General features: G+C 43.0%; 22 protein-coding genes. 12 read left to right on the top strand and 10 right to left on the bottom strand.

Annotated elements, in window-relative coordinates; translation table 11 throughout:
- Window positions 1–899 precede the first annotated feature (899 nt).
- The 10 genes from glmM to DXB58_RS00335 form a co-directional block, all read right to left on the bottom strand.
- Window positions 900–2,288 carry a phosphoglucosamine mutase gene (gene glmM / locus DXB58_RS00380; RefSeq protein WP_004305440.1) on the bottom strand — a complete coding sequence of 463 codons (1,389 nt, stop codon included), beginning with the start codon at window positions 2,286–2,288 and terminating at the stop codon, window positions 900–902.
- Between the two features lie 43 nt (window positions 2,289–2,331).
- On the bottom strand, window positions 2,332–3,024 hold the full coding sequence (locus tag DXB58_RS00375) for a DUF4827 domain-containing protein (RefSeq protein WP_122135551.1): 693 nt from the start codon (window positions 3,022–3,024) through the stop codon (window positions 2,332–2,334).
- Between the two features lie 118 nt (window positions 3,025–3,142).
- Window positions 3,143–4,180 carry a bifunctional oligoribonuclease/PAP phosphatase NrnA gene (locus DXB58_RS00370; protein ID WP_004297310.1) on the bottom strand — a complete coding sequence of 346 codons (1,038 nt, stop codon included), beginning with the start codon at window positions 4,178–4,180 and terminating at the stop codon, window positions 3,143–3,145.
- A gap of 46 nt (window positions 4,181–4,226) precedes the next feature.
- Window positions 4,227–6,320: a ComEC/Rec2 family competence protein gene (locus DXB58_RS00365; RefSeq protein WP_122135550.1), complete on the bottom strand. Its 2,094-nt coding sequence runs from the start codon at window positions 6,318–6,320 to the stop codon at window positions 4,227–4,229.
- 8 nt (window positions 6,321–6,328) lie between these two features.
- Window positions 6,329–6,979: a ribulose-phosphate 3-epimerase gene (gene rpe, locus DXB58_RS00360; protein WP_004297307.1), complete on the bottom strand. Its 651-nt coding sequence runs from the start codon at window positions 6,977–6,979 to the stop codon at window positions 6,329–6,331.
- A gap of 98 nt (window positions 6,980–7,077) precedes the next feature.
- Window positions 7,078–8,049 carry a methionyl-tRNA formyltransferase gene (fmt, locus tag DXB58_RS00355; RefSeq protein ID WP_122135549.1) on the bottom strand — a complete coding sequence of 324 codons (972 nt, stop codon included), beginning with the start codon at window positions 8,047–8,049 and terminating at the stop codon, window positions 7,078–7,080.
- Window positions 8,050–8,120: 71 nt separating this feature from the next.
- Window positions 8,121–9,914, bottom strand: a complete 1,794-nt coding sequence (locus DXB58_RS00350; protein WP_004324749.1) for a chloride channel protein — start codon at window positions 9,912–9,914, stop codon at window positions 8,121–8,123.
- The gene (locus DXB58_RS00345) at window positions 9,915–10,478 is read right to left on the bottom strand and encodes an L-threonylcarbamoyladenylate synthase (RefSeq protein ID WP_004297304.1); all 564 of its coding nucleotides are present in this window, start codon (window positions 10,476–10,478) and stop codon (window positions 9,915–9,917) included.
- A gap of 201 nt (window positions 10,479–10,679) precedes the next feature.
- Window positions 10,680–12,305, bottom strand: a complete 1,626-nt coding sequence (locus DXB58_RS00340) for a RagB/SusD family nutrient uptake outer membrane protein (RefSeq protein WP_122135548.1) — start codon at window positions 12,303–12,305, stop codon at window positions 10,680–10,682.
- 24 nt (window positions 12,306–12,329) lie between these two features.
- A complete protein-coding gene (locus DXB58_RS00335) occupies window positions 12,330–15,356 on the bottom strand; it encodes a TonB-dependent receptor (protein ID WP_233527201.1) in 3,027 nt (1,008 codons plus the stop codon).
- Between the two features lie 489 nt (window positions 15,357–15,845).
- Here DXB58_RS00335 and DXB58_RS00325 point away from each other — a divergent pair, with 489 nt between their 5' ends.
- From DXB58_RS00325 to DXB58_RS00270, 12 genes are all read left to right on the top strand, one after another.
- Window positions 15,846–16,277 carry a thioesterase family protein gene (locus DXB58_RS00325; protein ID WP_004324741.1) on the top strand — a complete coding sequence of 144 codons (432 nt, stop codon included), beginning with the start codon at window positions 15,846–15,848 and terminating at the stop codon, window positions 16,275–16,277.
- A gap of 185 nt (window positions 16,278–16,462) precedes the next feature.
- A complete protein-coding gene (hutH, locus tag DXB58_RS00320) occupies window positions 16,463–17,986 on the top strand; it encodes a histidine ammonia-lyase (protein ID WP_117934509.1) in 1,524 nt (507 codons plus the stop codon).
- 1 nt (window position 17,987) lies between these two features.
- Window positions 17,988–18,716: a 3-oxoacyl-ACP reductase FabG gene (gene fabG / locus DXB58_RS00315; RefSeq protein ID WP_004297297.1), complete on the top strand. Its 729-nt coding sequence runs from the start codon at window positions 17,988–17,990 to the stop codon at window positions 18,714–18,716.
- Window positions 18,717–18,742: 26 nt separating this feature from the next.
- Entirely contained in the window at window positions 18,743–19,966 is a 1,224-nt protein-coding gene (locus DXB58_RS00310; protein WP_122135545.1) for a beta-ketoacyl synthase, read from the top strand.
- Window positions 19,967–19,987: 21 nt separating this feature from the next.
- Entirely contained in the window at window positions 19,988–20,239 is a 252-nt protein-coding gene (locus tag DXB58_RS00305) for an acyl carrier protein (RefSeq protein WP_004305450.1), read from the top strand.
- A gap of 2 nt (window positions 20,240–20,241) precedes the next feature.
- Window positions 20,242–21,153, top strand: coding sequence for an acyltransferase (locus tag DXB58_RS00300; protein ID WP_122135544.1), 912 nt, complete (start codon window positions 20,242–20,244; stop codon window positions 21,151–21,153).
- A 25-nt stretch (window positions 21,154–21,178) separates the two neighbouring features.
- Window positions 21,179–22,249, top strand: coding sequence for a class I SAM-dependent methyltransferase (locus DXB58_RS00295; RefSeq protein WP_122135543.1), 1,071 nt, complete (start codon window positions 21,179–21,181; stop codon window positions 22,247–22,249).
- Complete coding sequence (locus DXB58_RS00290) at window positions 22,246–22,683, top strand: hydroxymyristoyl-ACP dehydratase (protein WP_122135683.1); 438 nt, start codon at window positions 22,246–22,248, stop codon at window positions 22,681–22,683. The genes DXB58_RS00295 and DXB58_RS00290 overlap by 4 nt, the downstream gene beginning before the upstream one ends.
- Window positions 22,680–23,123, top strand: a complete 444-nt coding sequence (locus DXB58_RS00285) for a thioesterase family protein (RefSeq protein WP_122135682.1) — start codon at window positions 22,680–22,682, stop codon at window positions 23,121–23,123. The genes DXB58_RS00290 and DXB58_RS00285 overlap by 4 nt, the downstream gene beginning before the upstream one ends.
- Window positions 23,108–24,880, top strand: coding sequence for a beta-ketoacyl-[acyl-carrier-protein] synthase family protein (locus DXB58_RS00280; RefSeq protein ID WP_122135542.1), 1,773 nt, complete (start codon window positions 23,108–23,110; stop codon window positions 24,878–24,880). The genes DXB58_RS00285 and DXB58_RS00280 overlap by 16 nt, the downstream gene beginning before the upstream one ends.
- Window positions 24,873–25,154 carry a phosphopantetheine-binding protein gene (locus DXB58_RS00275; RefSeq protein ID WP_099146015.1) on the top strand — a complete coding sequence of 94 codons (282 nt, stop codon included), beginning with the start codon at window positions 24,873–24,875 and terminating at the stop codon, window positions 25,152–25,154. The genes DXB58_RS00280 and DXB58_RS00275 overlap by 8 nt, the downstream gene beginning before the upstream one ends.
- A 3-nt stretch (window positions 25,155–25,157) precedes the next feature.
- Window positions 25,158–26,348: a beta-ketoacyl synthase gene (locus DXB58_RS00270; protein ID WP_055167673.1), complete on the top strand. Its 1,191-nt coding sequence runs from the start codon at window positions 25,158–25,160 to the stop codon at window positions 26,346–26,348.
- The last annotated feature ends 7 nt before the right edge of the window (window positions 26,349–26,355 follow it).

The raw sequence follows: 26,355 nt of genomic DNA, 5'->3' as shown, positions 1-26,355 counted from the left end.
CTGATAAAATTGGTACCGTTCGCATGTTTTTTGATTTGTTAAATTCTTCCTAGTCCCACCAGAAGTATATACACAAAAGAAGCGTGAGACCGCTAAACTTATATCCAAGTGCAGGTTCTGGACTACCTCTGTGTTGAATATAAGCAAAAACAGCTCACGCCCTTGACTGTATATCAGCACCTAAGTGCAGCATACAAACCAAAGGGAGAACGTTTTGTTTATTTCCTCAACACAGCTCGAATTGTCCAGATTCGCACTTGAGAAAAAGCACTAAACGCTTCCTTATAATAAAGACGTCCCAAAGGACAGTACAAATATACTACAATTTTCCTTTAATTATCCTTTTCATATATCAAATCTACATATATAAACCATTTATTTATCATTGATATAAGAGCTATAAAGCTTTGTATATCAATCAAGACTCTTGTGTCATATTTATTGTAACGAAGAAAAGAAGTAAGCTATATTGACCACTGTTTTCTCAATACCGCTTACTTCTCATGTAATCTATTAATAGAAAAGTTGCTCTTGATTAAGTTCAAACTTTCTTTTTATTAACAGTAAAGTTGCTTTTCATCCGTTCCAATCTATAAATGCAACCTTCATTTATAAAAACAAAGGTTCCGTTTTTAAAAACAAAGCTTGCATTTATAAAAATGAAGCTTGCATTTTAAGTTTGTAAATAATAAAAGAGAAGTTTACTATTGGACAAAAGGAAGTTTAGACTTAATCAAAAGAAACTTTATTATTAATACTCAAGAAAGAGAATAACTATCATTCAGTTGGACATCATCCTAATAAAAAAAGTCTCGTATATCATGTGAGACAGCTCATTCAGCTATCTTTATGATATACGAGACTCTAATGTTATAAACAAGATCCTATTCTACAGGATATTATTTTGCTAATTCATTAATTACATCCATAATTTTCTGACCGATTTCTTCGGCAGCTTCCATGGTAGATGCTTCGCTATATACGCGGATGATCGGCTCTGTATTACTTTTACGCAAATGTACCCATTTATCGGCAAAGTCAATCTTCACACCATCGATATCGTTGATTTCTTCATTCTTATAGATTTCCTTTACTTTTGCAAGGATAGCATCTACATCGATCTCCGGAGTCAGGTCGACACGGTTCTTAGCTATGAAGTAAGGAGGATAAGTGGCACGAAGCTCGCTAACTTTCTTTCCTTCATGAGCCAGATGGCTAAGGAATAAAGCAATACCTACCAATGCATCACGACCATAGTGGCTGGCAGGATAGATCACTCCACCATTTCCTTCACCACCGATAACGGCATTGGTTGCTTTCATCTTCGTTACAACGTTTACTTCGCCTACTGCAGAAGCACTGTATTCCATACCATATTTACGGGTTACGTCACGCAGGGCACGGGTAGAGCTCAAATTGGAAACTGTATTACCCGGAGTATGTTTCAGCACATAGTCAGCCACAGTAACCAGTGTATATTCCTCACCGTACATTACACCATTTTCGCAGATCATTGCCAAACGGTCAACGTCCGGGTCTACAACGAATGCTACATCTGCTTTGCCCCCTTTCATCAGGTTCATGATGTCACCGAGGTTCTTTTCAAGCGGTTCAGGGTTGTGTTGGAAGTTTCCGGTAGGTTCACAATAGAGTTTTTCTACATGTTTCACACCCAAACGTTCAAGAAGTTCAGGGAGAATGATACCGCCTACAGAGTTCACACAGTCAATCGCTACACGGAAATTGGCTTTCTTGATAGCTTCTACATCTACCAAGTCGAGAGCCAATACACTGTCGATATGTTTCTGATTATAAGTCAGGTCTTTGCGGTAAGATCCCAGATGGTCGACATCGGCATAGTCAAATTCTTCAGCTTCAGCAATACGAAGTACTTCGTTACCTTCGGCTGCATTCAGAAATTCACCATGTTCATTCAGCAATTTCAGCGCGTTCCACTGTTTCGGGTTATGAGAAGCTGTCAGGATAATACCGCCACAGGCGCCTTCCATTGTTACAGCAAGTTCTGTGGTCGGGGTAGAAGCAAGATCAATGTCTACTACATCCCAGCCCATTCCCATCAATGTGCCGACTACTACGTTTTTTACCATTTCACCGGAAATGCGGGCATCACGTCCCACAACAATCTTATTACTCTTTGCCTTGCAGGTTCTACGAATCAAAGTAGCATAAGCCGAGGTGAATTTTACAATGTCAAGCGGGTTCAGTCCTTCTCCCGCTCCTCCGCCGATAGTTCCGCGGATTCCAGAGATAGATTTGATTAGAGTCATAGGTTCTCTACTTAAAGATTTGATTTATCTAAATGTTAGTGCTTTAGCTTTTTGCTTTCTCAAACTTCCGGATATCATAGAAATAAGGATTGACATATTGTTGTGCAAGTGTATGTCCCATCTTGGAAGGTATAATCAGACGTACATGTGCATTATTACGCAAATAAGGTAAGGCAATCAACCATCCGGATGGAATTGCAGTTCCATAACCATTACTATTCCATAATAAATCGTAATCCAAACTACCGGATAAAACGATTCCATAAACAGTAGACACGTTTTGCACATAACGGAATGTTAATGGAAACTTATAATAATCTGGAACATCCATCCATCTTTCCAAAGGAACATTGAAACATGTAGTATCTCCTGTCATCATATCCTGTTCTACATAGCGGGTACAAATGACATTATTGTTAGCAAAAGTATCTACCTCATTAATAACTTCAACTCCATTCTTATCCTCTTTTCCTCCACGATCTACGATCTGCATATATACGCCATTGGAGAAAGCAACGTATTCGTCATATCCATTCCCCGCTTCTTTAGAAGCTGTAATAGTATCCCGTTCAAACTCTTCCAGTGAAATGACACGGATATCATTATCTTTGATGAACTTATTCACCGCATTTTTCTCGTCTTCCAGCATTTCTGCATAAGTCTTCGAATTGTCGCATGCCTGGAACAGACTTCCGGCGGTTAACAAAGAGAGAAATAAAAATACAAGTTTCTTCATTATCTGTTATTTAGCTATATTCCGCACAAATGTATCTCAAAATCATTAAAAGTTGAAAGGGGGAAGTTGAAAGTTCGTATCTTTTAACCTTTCCATATTCACTTTTAACCTTCCATCTTTAGCTTTTCGCTGTTAGTAAAGGTTTATATTTCTCAAGCGCTTTCTCAAAGACCGCTTTTGCCTCTTCCATCGTTCCGAAAAATTCACCGCCCGAAGCATTCAAGTGGCCTCCTCCATGGAAGAATTCGGCAGCTAACTGATTGCATGGGAATGTTCCTACTGAACGAAGGGATATTTTAATCATCGGTTTCTCGGTATCTTCCCTCAAGAAGCAAGAGAAACAGACATTTTTAATGGAAAGGGGAATATTAACAAAGCCTTCGCTATCGCCTTTTATATAGTTGAATTTGCTTTGCTCTGCTTTTGTCAGGGTGATTAAAGCCGAATTAGATTCCGAATACACAGTCATGTTCGATAATACATATCCCATCAAACGTAAACGGCTCTCCGAATAGGTGTTGTACACCTTACGATAAATATCATCTTTATCGATTCCTTTAGAAAGGAGTTCACTAATGATAAAATAAATCTCCCGGTTGTTCGAGTTATAGGTGAACCCACCGGTATCTGTCATCATCCCTGTGTAAATACATTCTGCACCTTCCTTGGAGATATCACTGAAATATCCCATACGGCAGATGAGACGGAATATCAGTTCGGAAGTAGAGGATATTTTAGGATAAGACATTACTATCTTACAGAAATCTTCGGGATATAAATGATGATCGATCATTATTTTACGTGCCGGAGAAGCGGCCACAGCATCTGCCATATCGTCGATACGCTTCAGTGCATTGAAATCGAGGCAACAGATGACGTCTGCTTCGGCGATCAATTTATCTGCAAAGTCTTTGTAACGGTCATACAACAGGATATCCTTACTGCCCGGCATCCACCGCAGAAAATCGGGAAAAGCATTCGGCACAATTACGTTTACTGTTTTCTCTTGTGAATCTAAAAAATGATATAATCCCAGTGAAGAACCGATAGCATCGCCGTCAGGAGAAACATGAGATACAATTACTATTTTGTCAGCTCGTTCAAACCATTTGGTAAAATGGTCTATTTTGGCTTGTTCAATTACTTTCGTCAACATACTCTTATACTTTATCAAGGTGCAAATGTACGATAAATCTTTGTACTTAGAGCAAAAAGCGGACAGAACCTTCGTCGGATAGCGAGATAAACCGCAGACCGCATTGCTTGCATTCGCTTTCAAGGAGGTGTCTGCGGTATTCCGAGAGAGATGCGTCCAATATGACGTAAGAGAAAGAAAAGATTCGGGTGAGCTCTTCCAGATGTCCGTCATACCCTTTGCATAAGTAAAGATACTGAATATATAACGGAGAAACGGTGGTTTTGTTCCGCCAATGGTTATCATTTATTACACAAATATGACAGCCATGATAGGATATAATCTGCTGCTGACGGTTAAGTTCCATACACCGGCAATCGCCAGTTATTTCTTTGGGAGGCAGAAGGTGATGATGCTTCCAATAGTTGGCAGTCATGTGTTTCAGACGTTTTTCATTGGGGATAGTATCTACATAGTTTATCCAGGAACGTCCATCGCTCTCAATGCAATGTACTGCAGGGCAACCGCGCACGTTATAAAAGACCAGGCTTGTCCGGGGACGATCTAGCCAATATAATGTTGCATGATAAGTCCCCAGTAATAAGATAGAAAAAAGACAAATCAATAAATTCCGGTATCGACGGTTCATGAAATAATAGGTTAACAAAGAGCCAACGATATAGATACCCAATATTTCTGACTGATAAAGCCAGATTCCATCTATAGAAGCGTAAGGAAGCTGTTCCACCCATCGGACGAAGAAATTAAGTCCTTCCAATAGTTTCTTAACACCTTCGGCCACTACGATCTGAAGCCACGAAAGAGGAGTCAGAAGAAGCATAATGACAGCAGCATACAGGATAATCGTAATGAAAGGGATAACAACCAAGTTCGTCAATAGAAAATGCACAGGGAACCGGGAGAAATAAAACATGACAAGCGGAGCCGTTCCTATTTGTGCAGCAACAGACACACTTATCAGTCCCCAAATATATTTTCCTATTCTACCTTTCACCGTAATCAGATGATAGATTGGCTTTTGAATCAATAGGATGGAAGCAACAGCAAGGAAAGAGAGCTGGAAACCAACATCAAACAACCATGCCGGATTGCAGAATAACATCAACCATGCAGCTGCCGCCAATGTATTTAAAGATAGCGGTTGGCGACCAACCATATCTGCCATTGCTAAAATCGAAAACATACTGACCGAGCGTACTACCGAAGGAGAAAGTCCTGTGAAAAAGGCAAAAGCCCATAATAGGATAAGAAGAAGAACAGAACGTATAACTCTACCTATATTTCCTCTTCGGGCAATAGGTTTCAGTATGAAAAAGAGCAATGTATATAAAAGCCCGATATGCAAACCGGATAGAGCTAGAATATGACTTGCACCGGCCACCGAATAACTCTCACGAACCGAATCACTTAATTCCGTTTTGTCTCCTATGGTCAGTGCTGAAAGTACAGCCAGTTCATCGCCGGAAAACCCTAGTTTCTGATAAAGTGAAATCATCTTTCTTCGGCAAGAGCTGGCTATACTTTTGAGATCAAGGTTATTCATTCCGTCCTGTTTTGTCCATTTCCCGGATGCAACATATCCTGTTCCACTGATTCCTTTCCGCATCAGGAAGCGGGCATAATCAAATTCATCAAAGTTGCGATTGTTGAGAGGGGGAGAAATACGGGCAGAAATCAGCAGTTCATCTCCACTTTTCAATCGAGTGACGGCCGAATCTTGCTGTAGATAAAGGATTGCAGCACGTTCTATCGGATATGTGCCGGTAGTATCACGCCGTTCCTTTAATAATGTCTGACAGAGGTAAGTATGTTCTTTCGCTTGAGGTGCATCCGTTATTAAAACCCGATACACTGTTTCTTCTTCCGGAAAAGAGTAGACAGCGTGTTGTAATTGCCAAGTTATTCCAAGCCATCCTCCTATAAAACAAAGGATAGAGACGGCTAATCCAAAGCACCATCGCAAAGAATGGCGTTTCAGGAAATAAAGAACAAACAATAAAGCAATACAAAGTCCAAGGGTTAGAATACTCCAAAAAGGTTCCCGTGAACGGTCAAAAAAATGATCTCCACAAAAAACGCCTGTTATCCAAGGGATAATCAGGCGTATATAGGGATATCGATGGATGTAAAAAGTACTCAACAGAAGAGTTACAGTTCGTGCAACTGACGAATCATCGCTTCCGGATCCGGTGCCGCAAAGACAGCATTACCAGCCACTAACGCATCGGCTCCCGCCTCAACCAAACGGGCACCTGTTTCCAGATTCACCCCACCGTCTACTTCAATCAGCGCTTTCGAACCTGTCCGTTCAATCAGGGCACGCAGTTCACGAACTTTTTCTACTGAATGTTCGATAAACTTCTGTCCGCCAAATCCCGGATTCACGCTCATGATAAGCACCATATATACATCCCGGATAATATCTTGTAAAAGAGCTACAGGAGTGGCCGGATTGATAGTTACAGCAGGCTGCATCCCGGCTTCTCTGATTTGTTGAATCACCCGATGCAGATGCGGGCAAGCTTCATAATGCACATTCATCGTATGGGCGCCCAACGCTTTTACCTCCGGAATAAACTTTTCCGGATTCACAATCATCAAATGCACATCCAGCGGTTTCTGGCTTAACTTCGCCACATATTTTAGTACCGGAAAGCCAAATGAAATGTTCGGAACAAATACTCCGTCCATAATATCAATATGTACCCACTCCGCTTCACTGCGGTTTACCATTTCAATATCTTTTGCCAAATATCCAAAATCGGCAGAAAGAATGGAAGGAGCGATAATCGGTTTCATAATTCTTTTATTTTAGGTTCTAGCCGTCTCTTATTCGGGACGTTTTATTCTATTTATAATCTAATGGCTTACTCGTTTTAATCTGCTCATCCGATTAATTACTTCATCAGACAACCATCTTCCAGGTGATATCCACGAAGCAATTCATCTATTTTCAAACGTTTTTTACCGGGAAGCTGTAAAGAAAGAATAGATACAAATCCATCCGGTACAGCTACTTTCATGAATTTCTTTCCATCGGTCACGATTGTTCCTGTAGCTAATTGATGTGATTCATAAATCTTCTCGCTTTCAAAGATCTTCACGACCACTGCTGCTCCTTCTTCAGAAGTAATCAGTTCACTCCAGGCAGCAGGATAAGGTGATAATCCACGGATAAAATCGTATATCTTCTTCACCGGCTGATTCCAGTCAATCCGACAGGTTTCTTTAAAGATCTTCGGAGCAGGACGAAGTTCACCGACAACTGCCATTTCTTCTTGAGGAATCGGTTTTACCGTTCCATTCAATATAGCGTCTACCGTTTCAAGAACCAGTTTTCCTCCCAGCACCATCAACTTATCATGTACCACTTCCACATTATCCATATCTGCAATAGGCACACGCACTTGCTGAATGACTTCTCCGGTGTCTATCTCGTGTTTCAAAAAGAAAGTAGTAATTCCGGTTTCCGTATCACCATTGATTACCGCCCAATTAATGGGGGCAGCTCCACGGTATTGAGGAAGCAAAGAAGCATGAAGATTGAACGTACCCAGTCGTGGCATATTCCATACCACTTCCGGCAACATACGGAAAGCAACTACAATCTGCAAGTCCGCCTTCCATTCACGCAATGCTTCTACAAAAGCCTCATCTTTCAACCTTTCCGGTTGAAGTAACGGTAAATTTTGTTCAAGCGCATATTGCTTTACAGGAGAATACTGAATCTTATGTCCGCGTCCGGCAGGCTTATCGGGCATTGTAATCACACCCACTACATTATAACCGCCTTCTACTAATTGACGCAGGGCCTCTACCGCAAAATCAGGAGTCCCCATATATACTATTCTTAAATCTTCTTTTTTCATAATCGTCTTATAATCTGCATAGAAACCTGTTATCTACATAAGCCCGGCTCCGGCATCTTGCCGATTGTCGGTTAGTCTTCAGAGAAATGTACCAATACTTGCCGGTATGAATTAAATATCTTCGATTTAGAAACAAATCCCTGATATCGCCCTTCTTCATCCACTACCGGAAGATTCCAGGCTTTCGTATCATCAAACGTCTGCATCACCTGTTCCATTCCATCCGTATCAAATATCTTGGCAGGGGCAGATGTCATTAATTTATTAACAGTGAAACGGTGATAAAGTTCTTGCCGGAACATAATGTTACGAATGTCGTCGAGAAGTACAATTCCCAACAATCCACCCGTTTTCTTATCTGTCACCGGGAACACATTTCGATGAGAAGCAGCTATTGCTTTCACTAATTCGCCCAAATCCATTTCCGGATGTACGACAACGAAATCTTTCTCCACCACATTTTCCATTTTCATCAACGTCAATACGGCTTTATCCTTATGGTGTGTAAGCAACTGTCCCTTCTTGGCCAGACGCATCGAATAGATACTATGAGGCTCGAAAGCAATAATGGTCAGATATGAACTTACGGATACAATCATCAACGGAAGGAATAAATCATATCCCCCTGTCAATTCGGCGATCAGGAACACCCCTGTCAATGGAGCATGCATAACGCCACTCATCACTCCCGCCATCCCCATCAATGCAAAATTCTTCTCCGGCAAATAAGCGGAGAAAGCAAAGTCATTGCTAAAATGAGAGAAGACAAACCCGGCGATACATCCCAGATAAAGCGAAGGTGCAAAGATACCGCCACAACCACCGCCACCATTCGTTGCACTGGAAGCAAAGACCTTCAGCAGAATAATCAGCATCAGATAAACCAGCAGTAAATTGCCATAGCCATAAAACATAGAATTGTTCATGACCGTATCCCACTCTGCCGCAGACGTTCCATTCAGCAAAAGATTAATGGTATCATATCCTTCACCGTAAAGAGGCGGGAAAAGGAAGATCAATATACTCAACATCACACCACCGAAAGCCAGTTTCTTATAAGGGTTGTTGAGTTTACCAAAGACACCTTCCACCGAATTCATGGCACGCGTAAAGTACAATGAAATCAGTCCGCAAAAAATTCCCAGTAAGATAACAAAAGGAATACGTTCCAGTTCGAATGCCTGATCCAGATGAAACTTAAACATAGCCTCCGTACCGGTGATTATATATGAAACGGTTGCCGCTGTCACGGCAGAAATCAGCAGAGGAAGTAAAGAGGACATGGTCAGGTCGATCATCAAGACTTCCAATGTAAATACCAATCCCGCAATCGGAGCTTTAAAAATGCCGGCAATCGCACCTGCCGCACCACAGCCGACGAGCAACATCAGCGTGCGGTGCTCCATCTTGAATACACTCCCTAAATTGGAACCGATTGCCGAACCTGTCAGTACAATCGGCGCCTCTGCTCCGACCGACCCACCAAAACCGATGGTGATGGCACTGGCAATGGTAGAGGACCAGATATTATGTCGCTTGATACGTCCCTGTCTACGGGAAATAGCATATAGAATTTTGGTGACTCCATGGCTGATGTCATCCTTTACAATATTACGAACAAACCAACCTGCAAGAAAAATCCCGACTACCGGATATACCAAATACAGGTAGTTAGCTTCCGTTGCATTAAAATTATCAGTTAGGAAATTCTGTATCTGATGGATAAAGAATTTCAATATTAATGCGGCAAACGCTGTGAAAATTCCGACCAGGAAACTTAATATCAGGATAAATTGCTTCTCCTTTATATTCGCTTCCCGCCATTTGATGCAACGCTGTAATAAACTAAGTTTTTCTCCCTTCATTTATTCGCGAATTATCTTTATCACTCCACCTTTTTCCAACTTAATAATACTTGAGGGTCTCGGCCGACTCATATCGTCCTGGCGAAAGCCAACGATATAATCTACCGCCGATTTGATTTCATCACTGATTTCACTAAAATTAGCCGCACCCGGCTGCCCGCTGACATTAGCCGAAGTAGAAACGATTGCTTTACGGAACTGCTGACAGAGTCGTCTGGAAAAGTCTTCATTCGTCACTCGAATCCCTACACTGCCATCCTCGGCCAGCAAATTCGATGCTAAGTTACGTGCTCCGGAATAAATAATCGTCAACGGCTTGTCGGCAACTTCAATCAAATCCCATGCAACATCAGGCACATCCTGTACATAAAAATCTACTTTAACCGGAGAGTCTACCAAGACCAGCATAGCCTTGCTGTCAGCGCGTTTCTTAATCTCATACACGCGGCGTACAGCCTCTTCATTAGTCGCATCACAACCTATACCCCATACGGTATCGGTGGGATAAAGGATCACTCCTCCTTCATTCATCACCTGACAGGCTTTTTTAATATCTTCTATCATTTCTTGATTAATTTCCGTTAAGAACAAGACGCAAAAATAACACTTTTATTCCATTTAGTGAAATCTATCCCGACGTTTTTAAGTCCACAAAAATGTAGATTGACACAACAAACCATACAAAAAAGAAAGAACGATGTAAATTAAGAGATAACCTACATCGTTCTATAAAAAACAGATCATTCAAAAAATCAACCCCTAACGCTATCTGTTCTTCCAACTATTGTCCAGATTCGGGTTCAAAATCACATCTTCATAGGGATAAGGAACATACATCTTACTGTCATCCCAAGTTCCGGTGACCGTTACTGCTTCTTTCCTGAAAACCCCGGACGCCACTTCAATAGGCTCATTTTTCTTACGGAATTCAAAATGATCCTTATACCGGTACATTCTGAACATATCCCTGGCTCTGCTCGCAATACCGCCCCAATAATAACCGGCCATTTCCCAACCATGTTCATTGTAGGCTGCTTCCGCCAGTTCATCAGGAGACATATCCGTCGTATATCTATTTGTTTTTTCACCGTCTGCCCTGTTGCGCACTTCGTTCAACACTTTAACCGCCTGTTCATTGATTTCTCCCGCACGGCCTGTTGCTTCGGCATACCAGCAATATACTTGCGAAAGACGTAATAACTGGAATGTTTTCTCCCCCGATGCATTGACTACGGCAGGATTTGTATAATCAAATTCAGTTCCGCGTACAGCACCTTCCACGGTCTTCATAAAGACAGGTGCCACTACCTCGCGGGAAGCAGGATCGGTATCATACCACCAATCATATAGTTTCCCGTCGCTAAGCATGATTTTCGGGAAATACGTAGCATCTTTACGAGGGCCTTCGGGGAAGTTCATCCAGAAATTAATTTCTCCATTCGTATCTCCCCAACCGGCCTGTTTCATATCTTGTAGGAAATCGGTCAAGGGAGCGGATTGTCCTGCTGCATCCCTATTATAATAGATACCCAACAGAAGTTCCGTATTCTTATTATTGTATTCCCATGAATATACCTGGCTATATTCCGGCAGCAGTTTATAATAGTAGCTACCACCATCTGCACCGTCTATCACTTCTTTGGCTTTGGCGGCAGCCAGCTTGTAATATTCTACTCCTTTATTAAGCGGCCATCCTGCCATACACATATAGACATAAGCCATCGTTGCTTTTACGGCTCCCTCACTTACAGCAATGTTCATTCCATTTCTACCATACGGTTCCTTCGTGTACAGTGCGGGGCAATCGGTTTCTGCTATTTTCAGGTCAGACAGAATCAATTCGTACACTTCTTCTTCCGTCTTCAACGGAGCATTATAATCTATTTCTTCTTTCAGCATAATGGGAACCCGCCCCCAAGTGGTCACCAGATAAAAATAAGAGTAGGCCCTCCAATAATGTGCTTGTGCAATAGCCACTTTTATATCGTCTTTTGATACCTCCGGCGTACGCTCCGCATTATTTATAATAAAATTGGCAGCCTTGATGACTTTAAAACGCTGCTCCCACATACTGGACAACCACGAGTTATTGTCTTTCACATCAAACTGATCGTGTTCACGAAGAGGTTGTTTATTACTGGAAGGATGAGTGGAGATATCATCTCCCACCAGGAAGTTCGTTCCACAAAGATTATTACTAGCCTGTGAACTTGCGATCACGGAATAGAGAGCCGTCAGCGAAGCGTCCAAGTCTTCTTTATTACTGAAATAGGTATCCGAAGGTAACTGCCCTTTCGGATCTTCTTCCAGAAAATCACTACACGAAGTCCAACACAAAGCTGTCAGAAGCACAGGCAAGGCTTTCATTATAAAGGTATATGCTGTTTTCATACGGTTATTGTCTTAATACACGGTTTAAAATCTGAATTTGGCTCCAAAGGTGATTGTCCGAGGAATCGGATAAGCACCGTAATCCAGTCCGTCATAACTGGTGTACACTTCAGGATCCATTCCTTTGTAGCGGGTGATTGTAAAGAGATCCTGTGCGCTGACGGACAGTTGTACACTTGCAAACTTCAGTACACGGCGAGGAATGCGGTACGAGAGGCTAATGTTCTTCAACTTGATAAAAGAAGCATCTTCAAGCCAGAAATCCGAATTAGCATAACTCTTGTTGTCGGTATTGGTAAGACTCGGATAAAGAGCGTCCGCTTTGTTGGCAACATGATCCCATCCTTTGAAGTAGGCATCACGCAAGGTTACGAAACGAGAGACACCAGTCATGGATGCCGCCATAAAACGGCTGATATTCAACCGGTCATATCCGGTGGCAGCATTGAAAAAGACATTCAGCGTCCAGTTTTTCCAAGTAACAGTGTTGTTCCAACCTACTGTCCATTTGGGACTTGCCTGTCCTTTCACAACCAGATCATCGGAAGTCGGATTCGTTGTCAGACTACCATCTGCTTTCTGATAAAGATTGGCGCCTTTATCATCGAATCCTTTCCATTGATAGACATAGAAAGATCCCATAGGATAACCGGGCTTCATAATCTGCAGAGGACCTCCCAAATCGCTATAGTTAGCAGTGAGTACAAAGTCATCTCCTGCGAGGTCTGCTACTTCATTCTTCACATAAGAAGCATTCAGGCTGGTTTCCCACGTCACAGCCCCCTTTACAGGAAAAGTGGTAAGGGATAATTCGACTCCGGTATTGTTCAGTTTTCCTTGATTCACCCAATAAGTACCACCTCCGTTATATTTAGGCACTTGTTTCTGAAAGAGCAGATCTTTCGTTTGTTTCTTGAACCAGTCCACTGTAATATTAAAGCCTCCGATACTCATATCCAATCCCAAATCATATTGGTAAGTCTTTTCCCAGGTAATGCCGGGTGTAGCAAACTGATATCCCCAATATCCCGTAGAGGAAGTGGAAGTTCCCCAGCCGTAAGATGCCCCCGACAACATACCCAATGTACTGTAAGCAGCAATATCCTGATTTCCGGTGACACCAAAGCTGGCACGCAGTTTCAACTGATCGAGCACGTGCTGGTTGCTCATGAAAGATTCTTGTGCAATATCCCAAGCCACAGCTGCGGAAGGGAAATATCCCCATTTGTTGTCTCCCTGAAATTTAGAAGAACCGTCAGCTCTTAATGCAGCGGTAATAAAATATCGTTTCTTATAATCGTAATTAGCACGCACGATACCGGAAGCCAAAGAAAATTCCGTGTATGAATTGCTCGCATCTCTGATAGCAGCATTACCAAGATTCCAGTACCCAACACTTTCATTGTTCAGATTGGAACCGGTTCCCTTTAGTTGTGAGTCCCACGAACGACTTATTTCCCATACGCCCATGGCAGTGAAGCTATGATCTCCGAATTGCTTTTGCCAGGTCAGATTGTTAGTATTCTGCCAATAGTTATGCAATGCGTTGGTATTGCTTGCGCTATTGATAGCACCCGGCGAATCCAGTTTCGACCGGAAAGAATAAGAAGGACTATTATCGTAGTCATAACCTCCCTGAACGGAAAGCGTCAGTCCTTTCATGATCTTAAACAGCAATGTCAGATTAGCGTTTAAATTATAGCTATAGCTATCGCTATTGTTCACTATCATTTCACCGTAAGGGCTGGAACCGATCATATTATACGGGTCTGTATTGTACACGCCGGTTTCGGGATCTTTCAGCTCCATGGTAGGTGAAAAGTTAGTGACATGCAACCAGTTCGCCCCACCTTCATTGTGTTTGTGAAGACTGGATGCGTTTAATTTTGCAGAGATTGTCAACCAGGGTTTCACTTCCGAGCCGATGTTTGCCCGAATTCCATAGCGTTTATAATCGGACATGATGGTGATGGCTTCCTGATCGAGCACATTTCCCGAAATAAGGTATTTCACTTTTTCATTTCCTCCGGATATGGCGAGCCGATAATCCTGGGTGATACCTGTACGAGTCAGAAGATCAGTCCAGTTAATTCCTTTCGTTCCATTTTTATAAGCCTCAAGATCTTCGGCAGAGATAGTAGACGATCCGCGAATGTCATTCAGTGCAGTTGCATATTCGTAAGCGTTCAGCAGGTCATACTGTTTTCTGACAGTCGAAAGCCCTACCGATGCATCGAACGTTACCTGTGCTTTTCCCTCACTACCCTGTTTGGTGGTTATCAGGATAACGCCATTCGAACCACGGGAACCGTAAATGGCAGTGGAGGAAGCGTCTTTCAGTATTTCCATCGACTGGATATCAGAAGGGTTAATACCGTCCAAGCCACTGGAAGAGATGATACCGTCAATCACATATAAAGGATCACTGCTTTTATTAATAGAGGTAGTTCCACGAACGCGCACCTTCATACTTGCTCCGGGCATACCACTCGTAGCAGTGACTTCTACACCGGGAGTACGACCCTGGAGTATATTTTCAACCCGTTGTACAGGTTGATTTTTGTATTGTCTGTTGGATACACCGGACACAGCACCCGTAAGGTCACTCTTTTTGACGGTTCCGTATCCTACCACTACCACTTCATCTAATAACTGATTGTCTTCTTTCAACACAACACGAAGAAGAGATCTCTTTCTGACTTTCACTTCTTGCGTATGATAACCGATGTAAGAGATCACTAAAATCGCTCCTTCCGGAGCTTCGAGAGTAAACCTACCATCCATATCACTGGTAGTTCCGGTATCTTCACCTTTGATAATGACGGAAGCACCAATGATTGTCTCTCCCTGTTCGTCGTTAATCACTCCTTTGATTGTCTTTCCAGCATCCCCGTCGGTATTAGTATCACTGTTTGTCGTAACTTCATTGTTATTTTCCGAGGCTTCCTGTGTTTCTGTCTTCTGTTTTTCAAGAGGAGGAGCAACCTGCGCGAATAATCCGAAAGGCAGAAACAGCATTAAAAGAATGCATAATAGCCATTTGTTTTTCATTATTACTTCCATTATTGTTCTAAAATTAGAATAGTTATTAGGATAGATTACCATCAATATTAGGCAATTTATGTGCCAAAAGCATAACAAAAGACTGATACAACGAGACTTGCCAAGTTTAACAAAAGAGATTATATCACTCATTTTCAAACACATAAACAATTTGCAATAAAGAAAAAAAGCATTAATAGCCAGATTAAGTTTCAAGCACGATCCTGTGCAAAAATTCCACAGAAATGTGGACATAATCCACAAGATAATAAGTTAAGAATAATCCGTATTTAAAAGTTCCTTTCCATCCTTCTGATTGTTTCCACATATCAGAAGTCAGAATAAACGTTCCAAAACTCCAGTTTAAACGATTATTAACTAATTTCTCCCCCGTCTCCGAGAACAGAATCAGCAGAAATATCTATCTTTGTCCCAATTTCAAGCAAGAAAGCAAAAGTGCTATTTTTGTGTCGAATTTAAAACGTTTAAGAGAAAACAATGGAAGAAATCGTATTTCATCACACATTACCTATCCAATTGCGATTCAATGATGTAGACAAATTTGGTCACGTCAACAACACGGTTTACTTCTCCTTTTACGACTTGGGAAAGACTGAATACTTCGGTTCAGTATGCCCGGGAGTAGATTGGGAAAAGATTGGCATTGTCGTTGTTCATATTGAAGCGAATTTCGTTAAGCAAATTTTCGCATCGGACCACATCGCTGTACAAACCGCCGTCTCTAAGATAGGTACCAAAAGCTTTCATCTGGTTCAACAAGTCATTGACACGAAAACCAATGAGGTGAAATGTGTTTGCAAGTCCATCATGGTTACTTTCGATCTTGAAAGACATGAGTCCATGCCACTGACCAAGGAATGGATAGAAGCGATCTGCAAGTATGAAGGACGGGATTTGCAAAAAGCATAGATTGATTCCACCCCACCGATGAAGACACCCTCCGACACCGGGGAACAAATCTCCCACGAATAAGAAACAAAACAAGCAAAACCAATTCCTTAGAAAAAGTTTTATCCTGATTCATGTCCGCTATATAACAGAAATTGCCTATTTTTGCACCTTATTATTAAGGCATAAAATATCTAGTACAGAAAATGATAGCTGACAAAAGTATAAATTTAGATACCCTTCATAAAGTATTGTTTGATAATGAGAAGCTGGAACTCTCTGAAGAATGTATTCGAAAAGTAGAGGAAAGCTTCGATTTTCTGCAATCCTTTTCCAGCGATAAGATTATTTATGGTATCAATACGGGATTCGGCCCAATGGCACAATACAGAATAGAAGATCAGTCATTGATCGACCTTCAGTATAATATCATCCGAAGCCATTCCACCGGTGCCGGCAAACCGCTTCCCGAACTTTATGTAAAAGCAGCTATGATTGCCCGTTTGTACACTTTTCTACAAGGGAAGTCAGGAGTGCATCTGGAACTGGTTTCTCTCCTCTGTGAATTTATCAACCGCGGAATTTATCCGTTCATACCCGAACATGGAAGTGTAGGTGCCAGCGGCGATCTCGTACAACTGGCCCATATCGCCCTGACATTAATAGGGGAAGGGGAAGTTTTTTATCAGGGTAAATTGTGTAACGCAGCTACGGTGCTTCAGGAAAACGGCCTGAAACCTTTTTCCATGCGTATTCGTGAAGGTTTATCCGTTACAAACGGTACTTCTGTAATGACAGGCATCGGTATTGTCAATCTGATTTATGCAAAAAAACTACTCCATTGGTCGGTGGCTGCCTCTGTAATGATGAATGAGATTGCCGCCTCTTATGATGATTTTATGGCACAGGCATTAAACGAGGCCAAGCATCATAAAGGTCAACAAGAGATAGCTGCTATGATGAGAGAATGGGTGGCAGGCAGTAAATGCGTGCTTCAAAGAGAGAACGAGCTATACAACCAGGTGCATAAAGAGAAAATCTTCGAACACAAAGTACAGCCCTATTATTCCTTGCGATGTGTTCCGCAAATACTCGGTCCTATTTACGATGAACTGGAGAATGCGGAAGAAGTATTAATAAACGAAATAAATTCCGCCTGTGACAATCCGATTGTCGATCCGGATACACAAAATATTTATCATGGCGGCAACTTCCACGGAGATTACATTTCTTTCGAAATGGACAAGTTGAAAATTGCCGTGACCAAGCTGACTATGCTTTGCGAAAGACAGATTAACTATCTGTTCCACGACCGTATCAATGGCATCCTGCCTCCGTTTGTAAATTTGGGAGTGCTTGGATTGAACTATGGTTTACAGGCTTCGCAATTCACTGCAACCTCCACCACAGCGGAGTGTCAGACATTATCAAATCCGATGTATGTACACAGTATCCCCAACAACAATGATAATCAGGATATTGTCAGCATGGGAACCAACTCGGCTCTATTAGCAAAAACAGTCATTGAGAATTCTTATCAGGTGATGGCTATCCAGTTCATGGGAATGGCACAAGCTATCGACTACCTGAAAATACAGGATCGCCTAAGTTCCAAAAGCAGGCAGGTTTATGAAGAAATACGCAGTTTCTTCCCTGTATTTACCAATGACACACCTAAATATAAAGAGATAGAAATGATGATAGACTATCTCAAAAAAGAAGATAAATAAAATGAAATATGCATTAGTAACCGGAGGAAGCCGAGGTATCGGCCGTGCTGTCAGTTGTAAACTGGCGGAAATGGGCTACTTTATACTGATAAATTATCAGAATAACGACGCAGAAGCGGAGAAAACGTTGCAGTTAGTACAAGAAAAAGGAAGTAATGGCGAGTTGATGAAGTTCGATGTGACCGACCCTGCCGCTATCACCCTTGCTTTGGGCAACTGGGCTTCCCAACACCCTGACGAATATATCGAGGTACTGATAAACAATGCAGGTATCCGCAAAGACAACCTGATGCTCTGGATGACAGGAGAAGAATGGAGCAAAGTGCTCGATATCAGCCTGAACGGCTTCTTCAACGTGACACAGCCTTTATTGAAGAATATGCTGGTCAAACGTTATGGACGTATCGTAAATATCGTGTCATTGTCGGGCATTCAGGGAATGCCCGGCCAAGCCAATTACTCCGCAGCCAAAGGTGGCGTAATAGCCGCTACCAAAGCACTGGCACAGGAAGTTGCCAAGAAGAAAGTAACAGTCAATGCAGTAGCTCCGGGATTCATCCGTACGGATATGACGGAAGGAATTGATGAGAACGAATGGAAGAAACATATTCCCGCGGGACGTTTCGGCACTCCGGAAGAGGTTGCCGACCTGGTCGGTTTCCTGGCATCTCCAGCCTCATCCTACATCACAGGAGAAGTGATTTCCATCAACGGAGGACTATATACTTAAAATAAAAGCATAGAATAGACAAAATAATGAAAAGAGTTGTTATCACGGGAATGGGGATTTACTCTTGCATCGGCAAGAATCTGGATGAAGTAAAAGACTCACTATATCATGGGAAATCGGGAATTGGCATAGACCCGGTACGGAAAGAATTGGGCTATTTTTCTGCATTAACGGGGATATTGGAACGTCCCGATTTGAAGAAGTTGTTGGACCGCCGTAAACGTCTCTGTCTACCGGAGCAGGGAGAATATGCTTATCTCGCTACATTAGAAGCTTTCCGTAATGCCGGTATTGATGAGGATTTTCTCGAAGCCAATGAAGTTGGTATCTTGTATGGCAATGATAGTAGTGCCGCTCCTGTTATTAATGCAGTGGACATCATTCGTGAAAAGAAAAATACGGCGCTAGTGGGTTCCGGTTCTATTTTCCAGTCGATGAATTCCACCGTGACGATGAACCTATCGGTTATTTTCAAACTAAGAGGGGTCAACTTCACCATTGCCGGAGCCTGTGCAAGCGGTTCTCACGCTATTGGCATGGGTTACCTGCTTATAAAATCGGGATTACAGGATTGTATTCTTTGCGGTGGCGCACAAGAAGTCAATCCTTATGCGGTAGGAAGTTTCGACGGACTAAGCGCATTTTCCACCCAGGAAGCAGTCCCCGAGAAAGCCTCGAAACCTTTTGATAAACGACGTGACGGACTGATTCCGAGTGGAGGAGCCGCTAGTCTGGTATTAGAGAGTTATGAATCGGCTGTAAAAAGGGGAGCTCCCATTCTGGCCGAAGTCATCGGTTACGGTTTTTCATCCAATGGAGATCACATCTCCGTGCCTAATGTGGACGGCCCGAAACGTTCTCTTCAAATGGCTATCAAAGATGCAGGGATTGCACTCGAACAGATCAGTTATATCAATGCACACGCCACCTCAACTCCGGTAGGTGACTTGAACGAGGCGAAAGCCATTGCAGAAATATTTGAAGGGCATCACCCGTATGTGACTTCCACGAAGTCTATGACAGGACATGAAATGTGGATGGCCGGTGCCAGTGAAGTTATTTATTCCACCCTCATGATGAACAACGGTTTCATCGCTCCCAACCTCAATTTCGAGGAACCGGACGAGGCCTCTGCACAATTAAATATACCTACCCAACGGGTAAACCTGGAATTTGATACGTTCCTTTCCAACTCATTCGGATTCGGAGGAACCAATTCCACGCTAATCATACGCAAAATCAATCCATAATTTACTAAAGAAAACAGATATATGACAAACGAAGAAATCATCGAGAAAATAAGAACCACTCTGGCAGAAGAGTTTGAAGTAGACATCGACGTTATCCAGCCGGATGCACCGTTAATGGAAACTCTTGAACTGGACAGCCTGGACTTGGTCGATATGGTGGTACTGGTAGAAAAGAACTTCGGTTTCAACGTAACCGGACAAGATTTTGCGGGTATCAAAACCTTCCAGGACTTCTACGATCTCGTTATCACCCGTATGCAGGAAGCCAAGTAAATATGTCGACGTGGAAAGGCAAAACCCGGGGAGGAACATTCGGATACTTATTCTTTATTTACCTGATTAAGTATCTGGGCATTACTGCCGCTTATATATTTCTAAGTCTGGTAGTATTGTACTTCATACCGTTTGCTCCGAAAGCCACCAAAAGCACCTGGTTTTATGCCCGCCACATTCTGAAATACAACCGAATACGCTCTTTGGGTATGTTGCTACGCAACTATTACCGGTTAGGGCAAATCCTGATTGACAAAGTAGCCATTGGCAACGGAAAAGTCGATCAATACCGGTTCGAGTTCGAACGGTATCCGGAGTTCCTGCAATTGCTGAACAGCGACCAGGGAGTGATTATGATTGGCGCCCATGTGGGAAACTGGGAAATAGGCGTTCCTTTCTTCGATGATTACGGAAAGAAAATCAATATCGTGATGTATGATGCCGAACATCGTAGAATCAAAGAGATATTGGAGAAAAATGGTCAGGACAAGGATTTTAAGATTATCCCCGTCAACGAAGATAACCTGACACACGTTTTCCGTATTACCGAGGCGTTAAACAAGAAAGAATATGTATGCTTCCAGGGCGACCGTTATCTGAATAAAGAGAAACTGCTGACAGGAACACTCTTGGGACAGAAAGCTCCTTTCCCTGCCGGTCCTTTCCTGCTTGGTTCGCGAATGAAAGTTCCGGTGGTATTCTACTTTGCCATGAGAGAGCCGGGCAGAACCTACCGTTTTCATTTTATAAGGACGGAACCAATCATACGAACCAAAGAAAAGAAAGCAGAGACAGCTCTGCTCGAACAATATACGGCCGCTTTGGACCAGATACTGAAACGCTATCCGGAACAATGGTTTAACTATTACTCATTCTGGGAAACCACAAGTGACGGTTCGCTCTCAAAGGATTGAAATAGAAAGATATAACAAAATAAAGATGCAACAGAATCAATATGATAAGGAACCGTTGACCGCGGTAGAGGCACAACGCCTGGCACAAGAAATAGCTTTCGGGCCCGTCGTGTTTCAGGTATCACGCCTTATGCTCAAATTCGGTATTTTTCAGTTACTGGCCGACGAACGCGCTGGCATGACACAAGAAGAAATCAGCAAGGCTTGTGAGTTGTCTTCTTATGCGACACAAGTATTGCTGGAAGCCTCATTAACCATCGGTACCGTATTGCAGCACGAAAACCGTTACCGCCTTGCCAAAGCCGGATGGTTCCTGCTCAACGACAAGATGGTACGTGTCAATATGGATTTCAACCACGATGTCAACTATCTGGGAATGTTCCATCTTGAAGAGGCTCTCACCAACGGACGTCCCGAAGGGCTGAAAGTATTCGGCGAATGGAGTACCATCTATGAAGGGCTGTCAAGTCTGCCCTCACAGGTACAAAAGAGCTGGTTCGGTTTCGATCATTATTACTCGGATTGCTCGTTTGACGAAGCTTTGGCGATTGTTTTCGCCCGTCATCCCAAGACTTTACTGGATGTGGGAGGTAATACCGGTCGATGGGCAACCAAGTGCGTAAGCTATGACGACGCGGTGGAAGTAACTATAATGGATCTTCCGCAACAATTGGAGATGATGCGTCAACAAACTAAAGAACTGCCCGGAGCAATGCGTATCCACGGGTATGGCGCCAATCTGCTCGATCCCGAAGTTCCTTTCCCAACAGGGTTCGATGCTATCTGGATGAGCCAGTTCCTTGATTGTTTCTCGGAAGAAGAAGTAACCAGCATACTGACCCGTGCAGCCCGCTCTATGAGCCGGGAGAGCCGCCTCTATATCATGGAAACTTTCTGGAACCGGCAAAAGTTTGACACAGCCGCTTATTGCCTGACACAAATCAGTCTTTATTTCACAGCCATGGCAAATGGTAACAGCAAAATGTATCATTCGGATGATATGGAACGGTGCATCAAAGCAGCGGGATTGGAAGTCGAAAAGATAGATGACCATTTAGGAATGGGACACAGCATTGTACAATGCAGATTGAAATGAACAACAGGGAAGTTATCATACAAGGAGAAGGAATACTCAATTTGATTCCACAGCGTCCTCCCATCGTGATGGTGGACAGTTTCTTTGGTATCGAAGAGAATCATTCCTATTCCGGACTGACTGTTACTGCTGATAATATTTTCTGCGAAACCGGAAAACTGCAAGAGGCAGGAATTATTGAACACATCGCTCAATCGGCAGCAGCACGTATCGGATTTCTTTATACCCGGCAGGGTGAAAAAGTACCGTTAGGGTTTATCGGCTCGGTAGACAAACTTAAAATCTACGATTTGCCAAAGAACGGGATGAAACTATTTACCGAGATTACCGTTGTACAGGAGGTATTCGACATTACATTGATTTCTGCACAAGTGAAAGTGGAAGACAAGCTGATAGCTGAATGCAGGATGAAAATATTTATAAAAAAAGAATGAAACGGAAAACGAATCAACAGGTTGCAGCTTTGACTAACCGGACTACCTTCAGAGTGCGGTTCAGCGAAATAGACTCCATGCAGATTGTATGGCATGGTGAGTATGTGCGCTACTTTGAAGATGGAAGAGAAGCTTTTGGCAAACAGTATGGTTTGGATTATATGAGTATTTACCGGGAGGGATACATGGTTCCTATCGTGGATTTAACCTGTCAGTTCAAACAATCACTATCTTTTGGTGAAAAAGCGATTGTCGAGACGCGCTATATTGCCTGTGAGGCAGCCAAGATAAAATTTGAATACGTTATCTACCGGGCTACCGACCAGAGTATAGTAGCTACCGGAAGCACCATACAAGTGTTCCTGAACCTGAATAAAGAATTGGAGCTTATGAACCCTCCGTTTTATCTGGAATGGAAAAAGAAATGGAATATCCTTTAAACATATACATCACAGCCCATACGCTGATTAGTTCGTTAGGTTTCGGCATCCCGGAAAATCTGGAGGCCATCCATAACTACCGAAGCGGAATCCGTATGCAAGAAGCCGGCCTAATTTCCGATCATCCCCTATTGGCGGGAATGATTGATTCTGTGGAATTGGAAAAACGGGCGAAGCTGATGCAGATTACGGATTATACCCGGATGGAGCAATTATTCATACTGGCTATCCAAGAGGTTATTTCTCAATCGGGAGCCGACTTGCGGGAACCGGATTGCACCTTGTTATTATCTACCACTAAAGGAAATGTTGATTTATTGAGTGAATTACCTGCTGACAGTCCGGTTTTTCTTTGGAAAATGGCGGAACGAATCGGAGATTTCTTTGGAGCGACAAATCAGGTAGAGGTCATCTCCAATGCCTGTATATCAGGAGTCTCGGCACTAATCGTCGCTAAGAGATGGATAGAATCAGGACGTTACAAACGAGTGATTGTAGCAGGTGGGGATATTCTTTCTCATTTCATTACCAGCGGCTTTCTATCATTCCGATCTGTCAGCGCACACCCCTGCCGACCATACGATATACAACGAGATGGATTAAGTCTGGGCGAAGCCTGTGGAGCTGTTCTTTTAGAAACTCAAGAAAACGCGAATCATATTATTCTCTCCGGAGGAGCAATCAGTAATGACGCCAACCATATATCCGGTCCTTCCCGAACAGGGGATGGTTTAGCTCTAGCTATCAATCAGGCAATGGAAGAAGCCGGAGCACTCCCCGAAGACATTAGCTTTATCAATGCACACGGAACAGCTACGGTTTACAATGACGAAATGGAATCCAAAGCCATACATCTGGCGGGATTAGCTACAGTTCCGGTGAATAGCCTTAAGCCCTATTTCGGTCATACATTAGGAGCTTCGGGCATTATCGAAACCATACTTTGCATAGAGCAACTAAAAGAAGGAAGATACTACGGAACTTTAGGGTATGAAACGCTCGGTGTTCCCATGCCTATCACTGTCTATGCCACTCATCAGTCGATGCCGATGAAATGCTGCATCAAAACCGCTTCCGGTTTCGGAGGCTGTAATGCCGCACTGGTATTATCCCTCCCCGATGCTCATCTGAAACAGAAAGCAAACTCACAGGCAACCGACAAAGCGAGTGCTCCGTCAGTTTGCAAAGCAGTGGTGGAATCGGGCAACATGGTCAAAATCAGACCGGGAGCAGTAGAAAGTAAAGGAACAACTGTATTCAGCTCTTCGGAAACAGACTTTGCACCATTCATCCGGGAAGCATACAAGCATCTGGGAGAAAACAATATGAAGTTCTATAAGATGGACAACCTCTGTAAGCTGGGATATGTAGCTGCCAAATATTTACTGAAAGATACACACTACCGTCCGGAAGAGATTGGAATCATTCTTGCCAATGCTTCTTCCTCTCTGGATACGGACTGCAAACATCAGGCAATCATCAGTAAAGAAGGAGACAAAGCAGCCAGTCCTGCCGTGTTTGTCTACACTCTCCCCAATGTAGTATTGGGAGAAATCTGTATCCGGCACAAGATTCAGGGAGAGAATACATTCTTTGTCCGTCGACAATCCGATGCTGCCTCATTAGAAGATTATGCAAGGATTGTGATGGCGAAAGGTAAGTTACGCACCTGTATCATAGGCTGGTGCGAACTACTGGACGGACATTATCAAGCAGAATTTAAACAACTTAATAATATATCAACGATTTATGGATAATTTAGATCAAACCAAAAGAGAACTGATGGACGAAGTGAAAGGGAAACTAATCGAAGAGTTGAACCTTGAAGAAATCACTCCGGAAGATATTGACAATGAAGCCCCTCTGTTTGGCGACGAAGGTCTTGGCCTTGACTCCATTGACGCACTCGAAATCATCCTGATTCTGGAACGCGAATACGGTATAAAGATAGAGAACCCCAGTGAAGGAAAACAAATCTTCTACTCGGTACGTACACTGACAGACTACATCATTGCTAATCGCAAAGCTTAACCGATGAAGATATACGTCACCGGATTGGGAGTTGTTTCGGGCATCGGTATCGGAGTTTCCGAAAATATAGAAGCGTTGAGACAAAGAAAGCATGGCATCGGAAAAGTAACTCTTTTTCCGACTGCTCTCGATGTGCCCGTATCCGAAGTGAAACGTAGCAATGAGGAACTAAAGAAACTGATCTCTTTACCGCCGCAACGCACTGTATCACGTACAGCCTTGTTGGGAATGATAGCAGCCGAAGAAGCAATGAAAGATGCGGGACTCACACCATCATTACGTATCGGTTTTATTTCCGCCACTTCCGTTGGCGGCATGGATTTGAGCGAGCACTTCTATGAATCTTTCAAGAAGAACCCGGGACAGGGACGGTTACGGGAAGTAATTTCACACGACTGCGGAGCCAGCACAGAATTGATTGCTTCGTATTTGGGTATCAATGATTTTATAACCACCATCAGTACAGCCTGCTCGTCAGCAGCCAATGCCATCATGCTGGGAGCAAGAATGATTAAACACGGGCTACTGGATGCTGCTATCGTGGGAGGCACAGATGCACTTTGCCGGTTTACGCTCAATGGATTCAACTCCCTGATGATTTTGGACAAAACACATTGCCGTCCCTTTGACCGCTCACGTACCGGATTAAATCTGGGAGAAGGTGCCGGTTACTTAGTACTTCAATCGGAAAGTTCACTTCAAAGAACTCCTTATTGCGAACTTAGCGGTTACGCCAATACAAATGAGGCTTATCATCAAACAGGAAGTTCTCCTGAAGGGGACGGTGCCTTTCTGTCAATGAGTGAAGCTATCGCCTCCAGTGGCATTTCTCCCAAAGAAATCGATTATATCAATGTACATGGAACAGGTACTCCCGGCAATGATGCGTCAGAAGGTATGGCACTCCGAAGAATCTTTGGAGAACATGTTCCGCCATTTAGTTCGGTAAAAGCTTTTATCGGACATACCTTAGGAGCTTCCGAAGGAATTGAAGCTGTTTACTCCGTTCTTTCAATAGATAAAGGGCTGATTTATCCCAACCTGAACTTTACGGATGCGATGCCGGAAACAGGCCTGATACCGGAAACCTCTTTTCAAGAAGGAATCCCCATCCGACATGTGTTATCCAACTCTTTCGGTTTCGGAGGAAACGATTCATCGCTCCTCTTTTCCGCAACGAATTTTCCAGCATGAACGCACC

Source organism: Bacteroides sp. OM05-10AA, assembly GCF_003439055.1.
Lineage (GTDB): Bacteria > Bacteroidota > Bacteroidia > Bacteroidales > Bacteroidaceae > Bacteroides > Bacteroides intestinigallinarum.
The sequence above is the reverse complement of the archived record's forward strand: the minus strand, read 5'-3'. Positions and strand labels throughout refer to the sequence as shown.

What these genes read in the sequence shown, in the direction of transcription:
- DXB58_RS00290 (WP_122135683.1), top strand. Translation starts at nt 22,246, where the DNA reads ATGAACAACAGGGAAGTTATCATACAAGGAGAAGGAATACTCAATTTG.
- DXB58_RS00375 (WP_122135551.1), bottom strand. Translation starts at nt 3,024, where the DNA reads ATGAAGAAACTTGTATTTTTATTTCTCTCTTTGTTAACCGCCGGAAGT.
- fmt (WP_122135549.1), bottom strand. Translation starts at nt 8,049, where the DNA reads ATGAAAAAAGAAGATTTAAGAATAGTATATATGGGGACTCCTGATTTT.
- DXB58_RS00340 (WP_122135548.1), bottom strand. Translation starts at nt 12,305, where the DNA reads ATGAAAACAGCATATACCTTTATAATGAAAGCCTTGCCTGTGCTTCTG.
- DXB58_RS00310 (WP_122135545.1), top strand. Translation starts at nt 18,743, where the DNA reads ATGAAAAGAGTTGTTATCACGGGAATGGGGATTTACTCTTGCATCGGC.
- glmM (WP_004305440.1), bottom strand. Translation starts at nt 2,288, where the DNA reads ATGACTCTAATCAAATCTATCTCTGGAATCCGCGGAACTATCGGCGGA.
- DXB58_RS00285 (WP_122135682.1), top strand. Translation starts at nt 22,680, where the DNA reads ATGAAACGGAAAACGAATCAACAGGTTGCAGCTTTGACTAACCGGACT.
- DXB58_RS00350 (WP_004324749.1), bottom strand. Translation starts at nt 9,914, where the DNA reads ATGAAGGGAGAAAAACTTAGTTTATTACAGCGTTGCATCAAATGGCGG.
- DXB58_RS00325 (WP_004324741.1), top strand. Translation starts at nt 15,846, where the DNA reads ATGGAAGAAATCGTATTTCATCACACATTACCTATCCAATTGCGATTC.
- hutH (WP_117934509.1), top strand. Translation starts at nt 16,463, where the DNA reads ATGATAGCTGACAAAAGTATAAATTTAGATACCCTTCATAAAGTATTG.
- DXB58_RS00275 (WP_099146015.1), top strand. Translation starts at nt 24,873, where the DNA reads ATGGATAATTTAGATCAAACCAAAAGAGAACTGATGGACGAAGTGAAA.
- DXB58_RS00335 (WP_233527201.1), bottom strand. Translation starts at nt 15,356, where the DNA reads ATGAAAAACAAATGGCTATTATGCATTCTTTTAATGCTGTTTCTGCCT.
- DXB58_RS00370 (WP_004297310.1), bottom strand. Translation starts at nt 4,180, where the DNA reads ATGTTGACGAAAGTAATTGAACAAGCCAAAATAGACCATTTTACCAAA.
- DXB58_RS00295 (WP_122135543.1), top strand. Translation starts at nt 21,179, where the DNA reads ATGCAACAGAATCAATATGATAAGGAACCGTTGACCGCGGTAGAGGCA.
- rpe (WP_004297307.1), bottom strand. Translation starts at nt 6,979, where the DNA reads ATGAAACCGATTATCGCTCCTTCCATTCTTTCTGCCGATTTTGGATAT.
- fabG (WP_004297297.1), top strand. Translation starts at nt 17,988, where the DNA reads ATGAAATATGCATTAGTAACCGGAGGAAGCCGAGGTATCGGCCGTGCT.
- DXB58_RS00270 (WP_055167673.1), top strand. Translation starts at nt 25,158, where the DNA reads ATGAAGATATACGTCACCGGATTGGGAGTTGTTTCGGGCATCGGTATC.
- DXB58_RS00300 (WP_122135544.1), top strand. Translation starts at nt 20,242, where the DNA reads ATGTCGACGTGGAAAGGCAAAACCCGGGGAGGAACATTCGGATACTTA.
- DXB58_RS00305 (WP_004305450.1), top strand. Translation starts at nt 19,988, where the DNA reads ATGACAAACGAAGAAATCATCGAGAAAATAAGAACCACTCTGGCAGAA.
- DXB58_RS00345 (WP_004297304.1), bottom strand. Translation starts at nt 10,478, where the DNA reads ATGATAGAAGATATTAAAAAAGCCTGTCAGGTGATGAATGAAGGAGGA.
- DXB58_RS00280 (WP_122135542.1), top strand. Translation starts at nt 23,108, where the DNA reads ATGGAATATCCTTTAAACATATACATCACAGCCCATACGCTGATTAGT.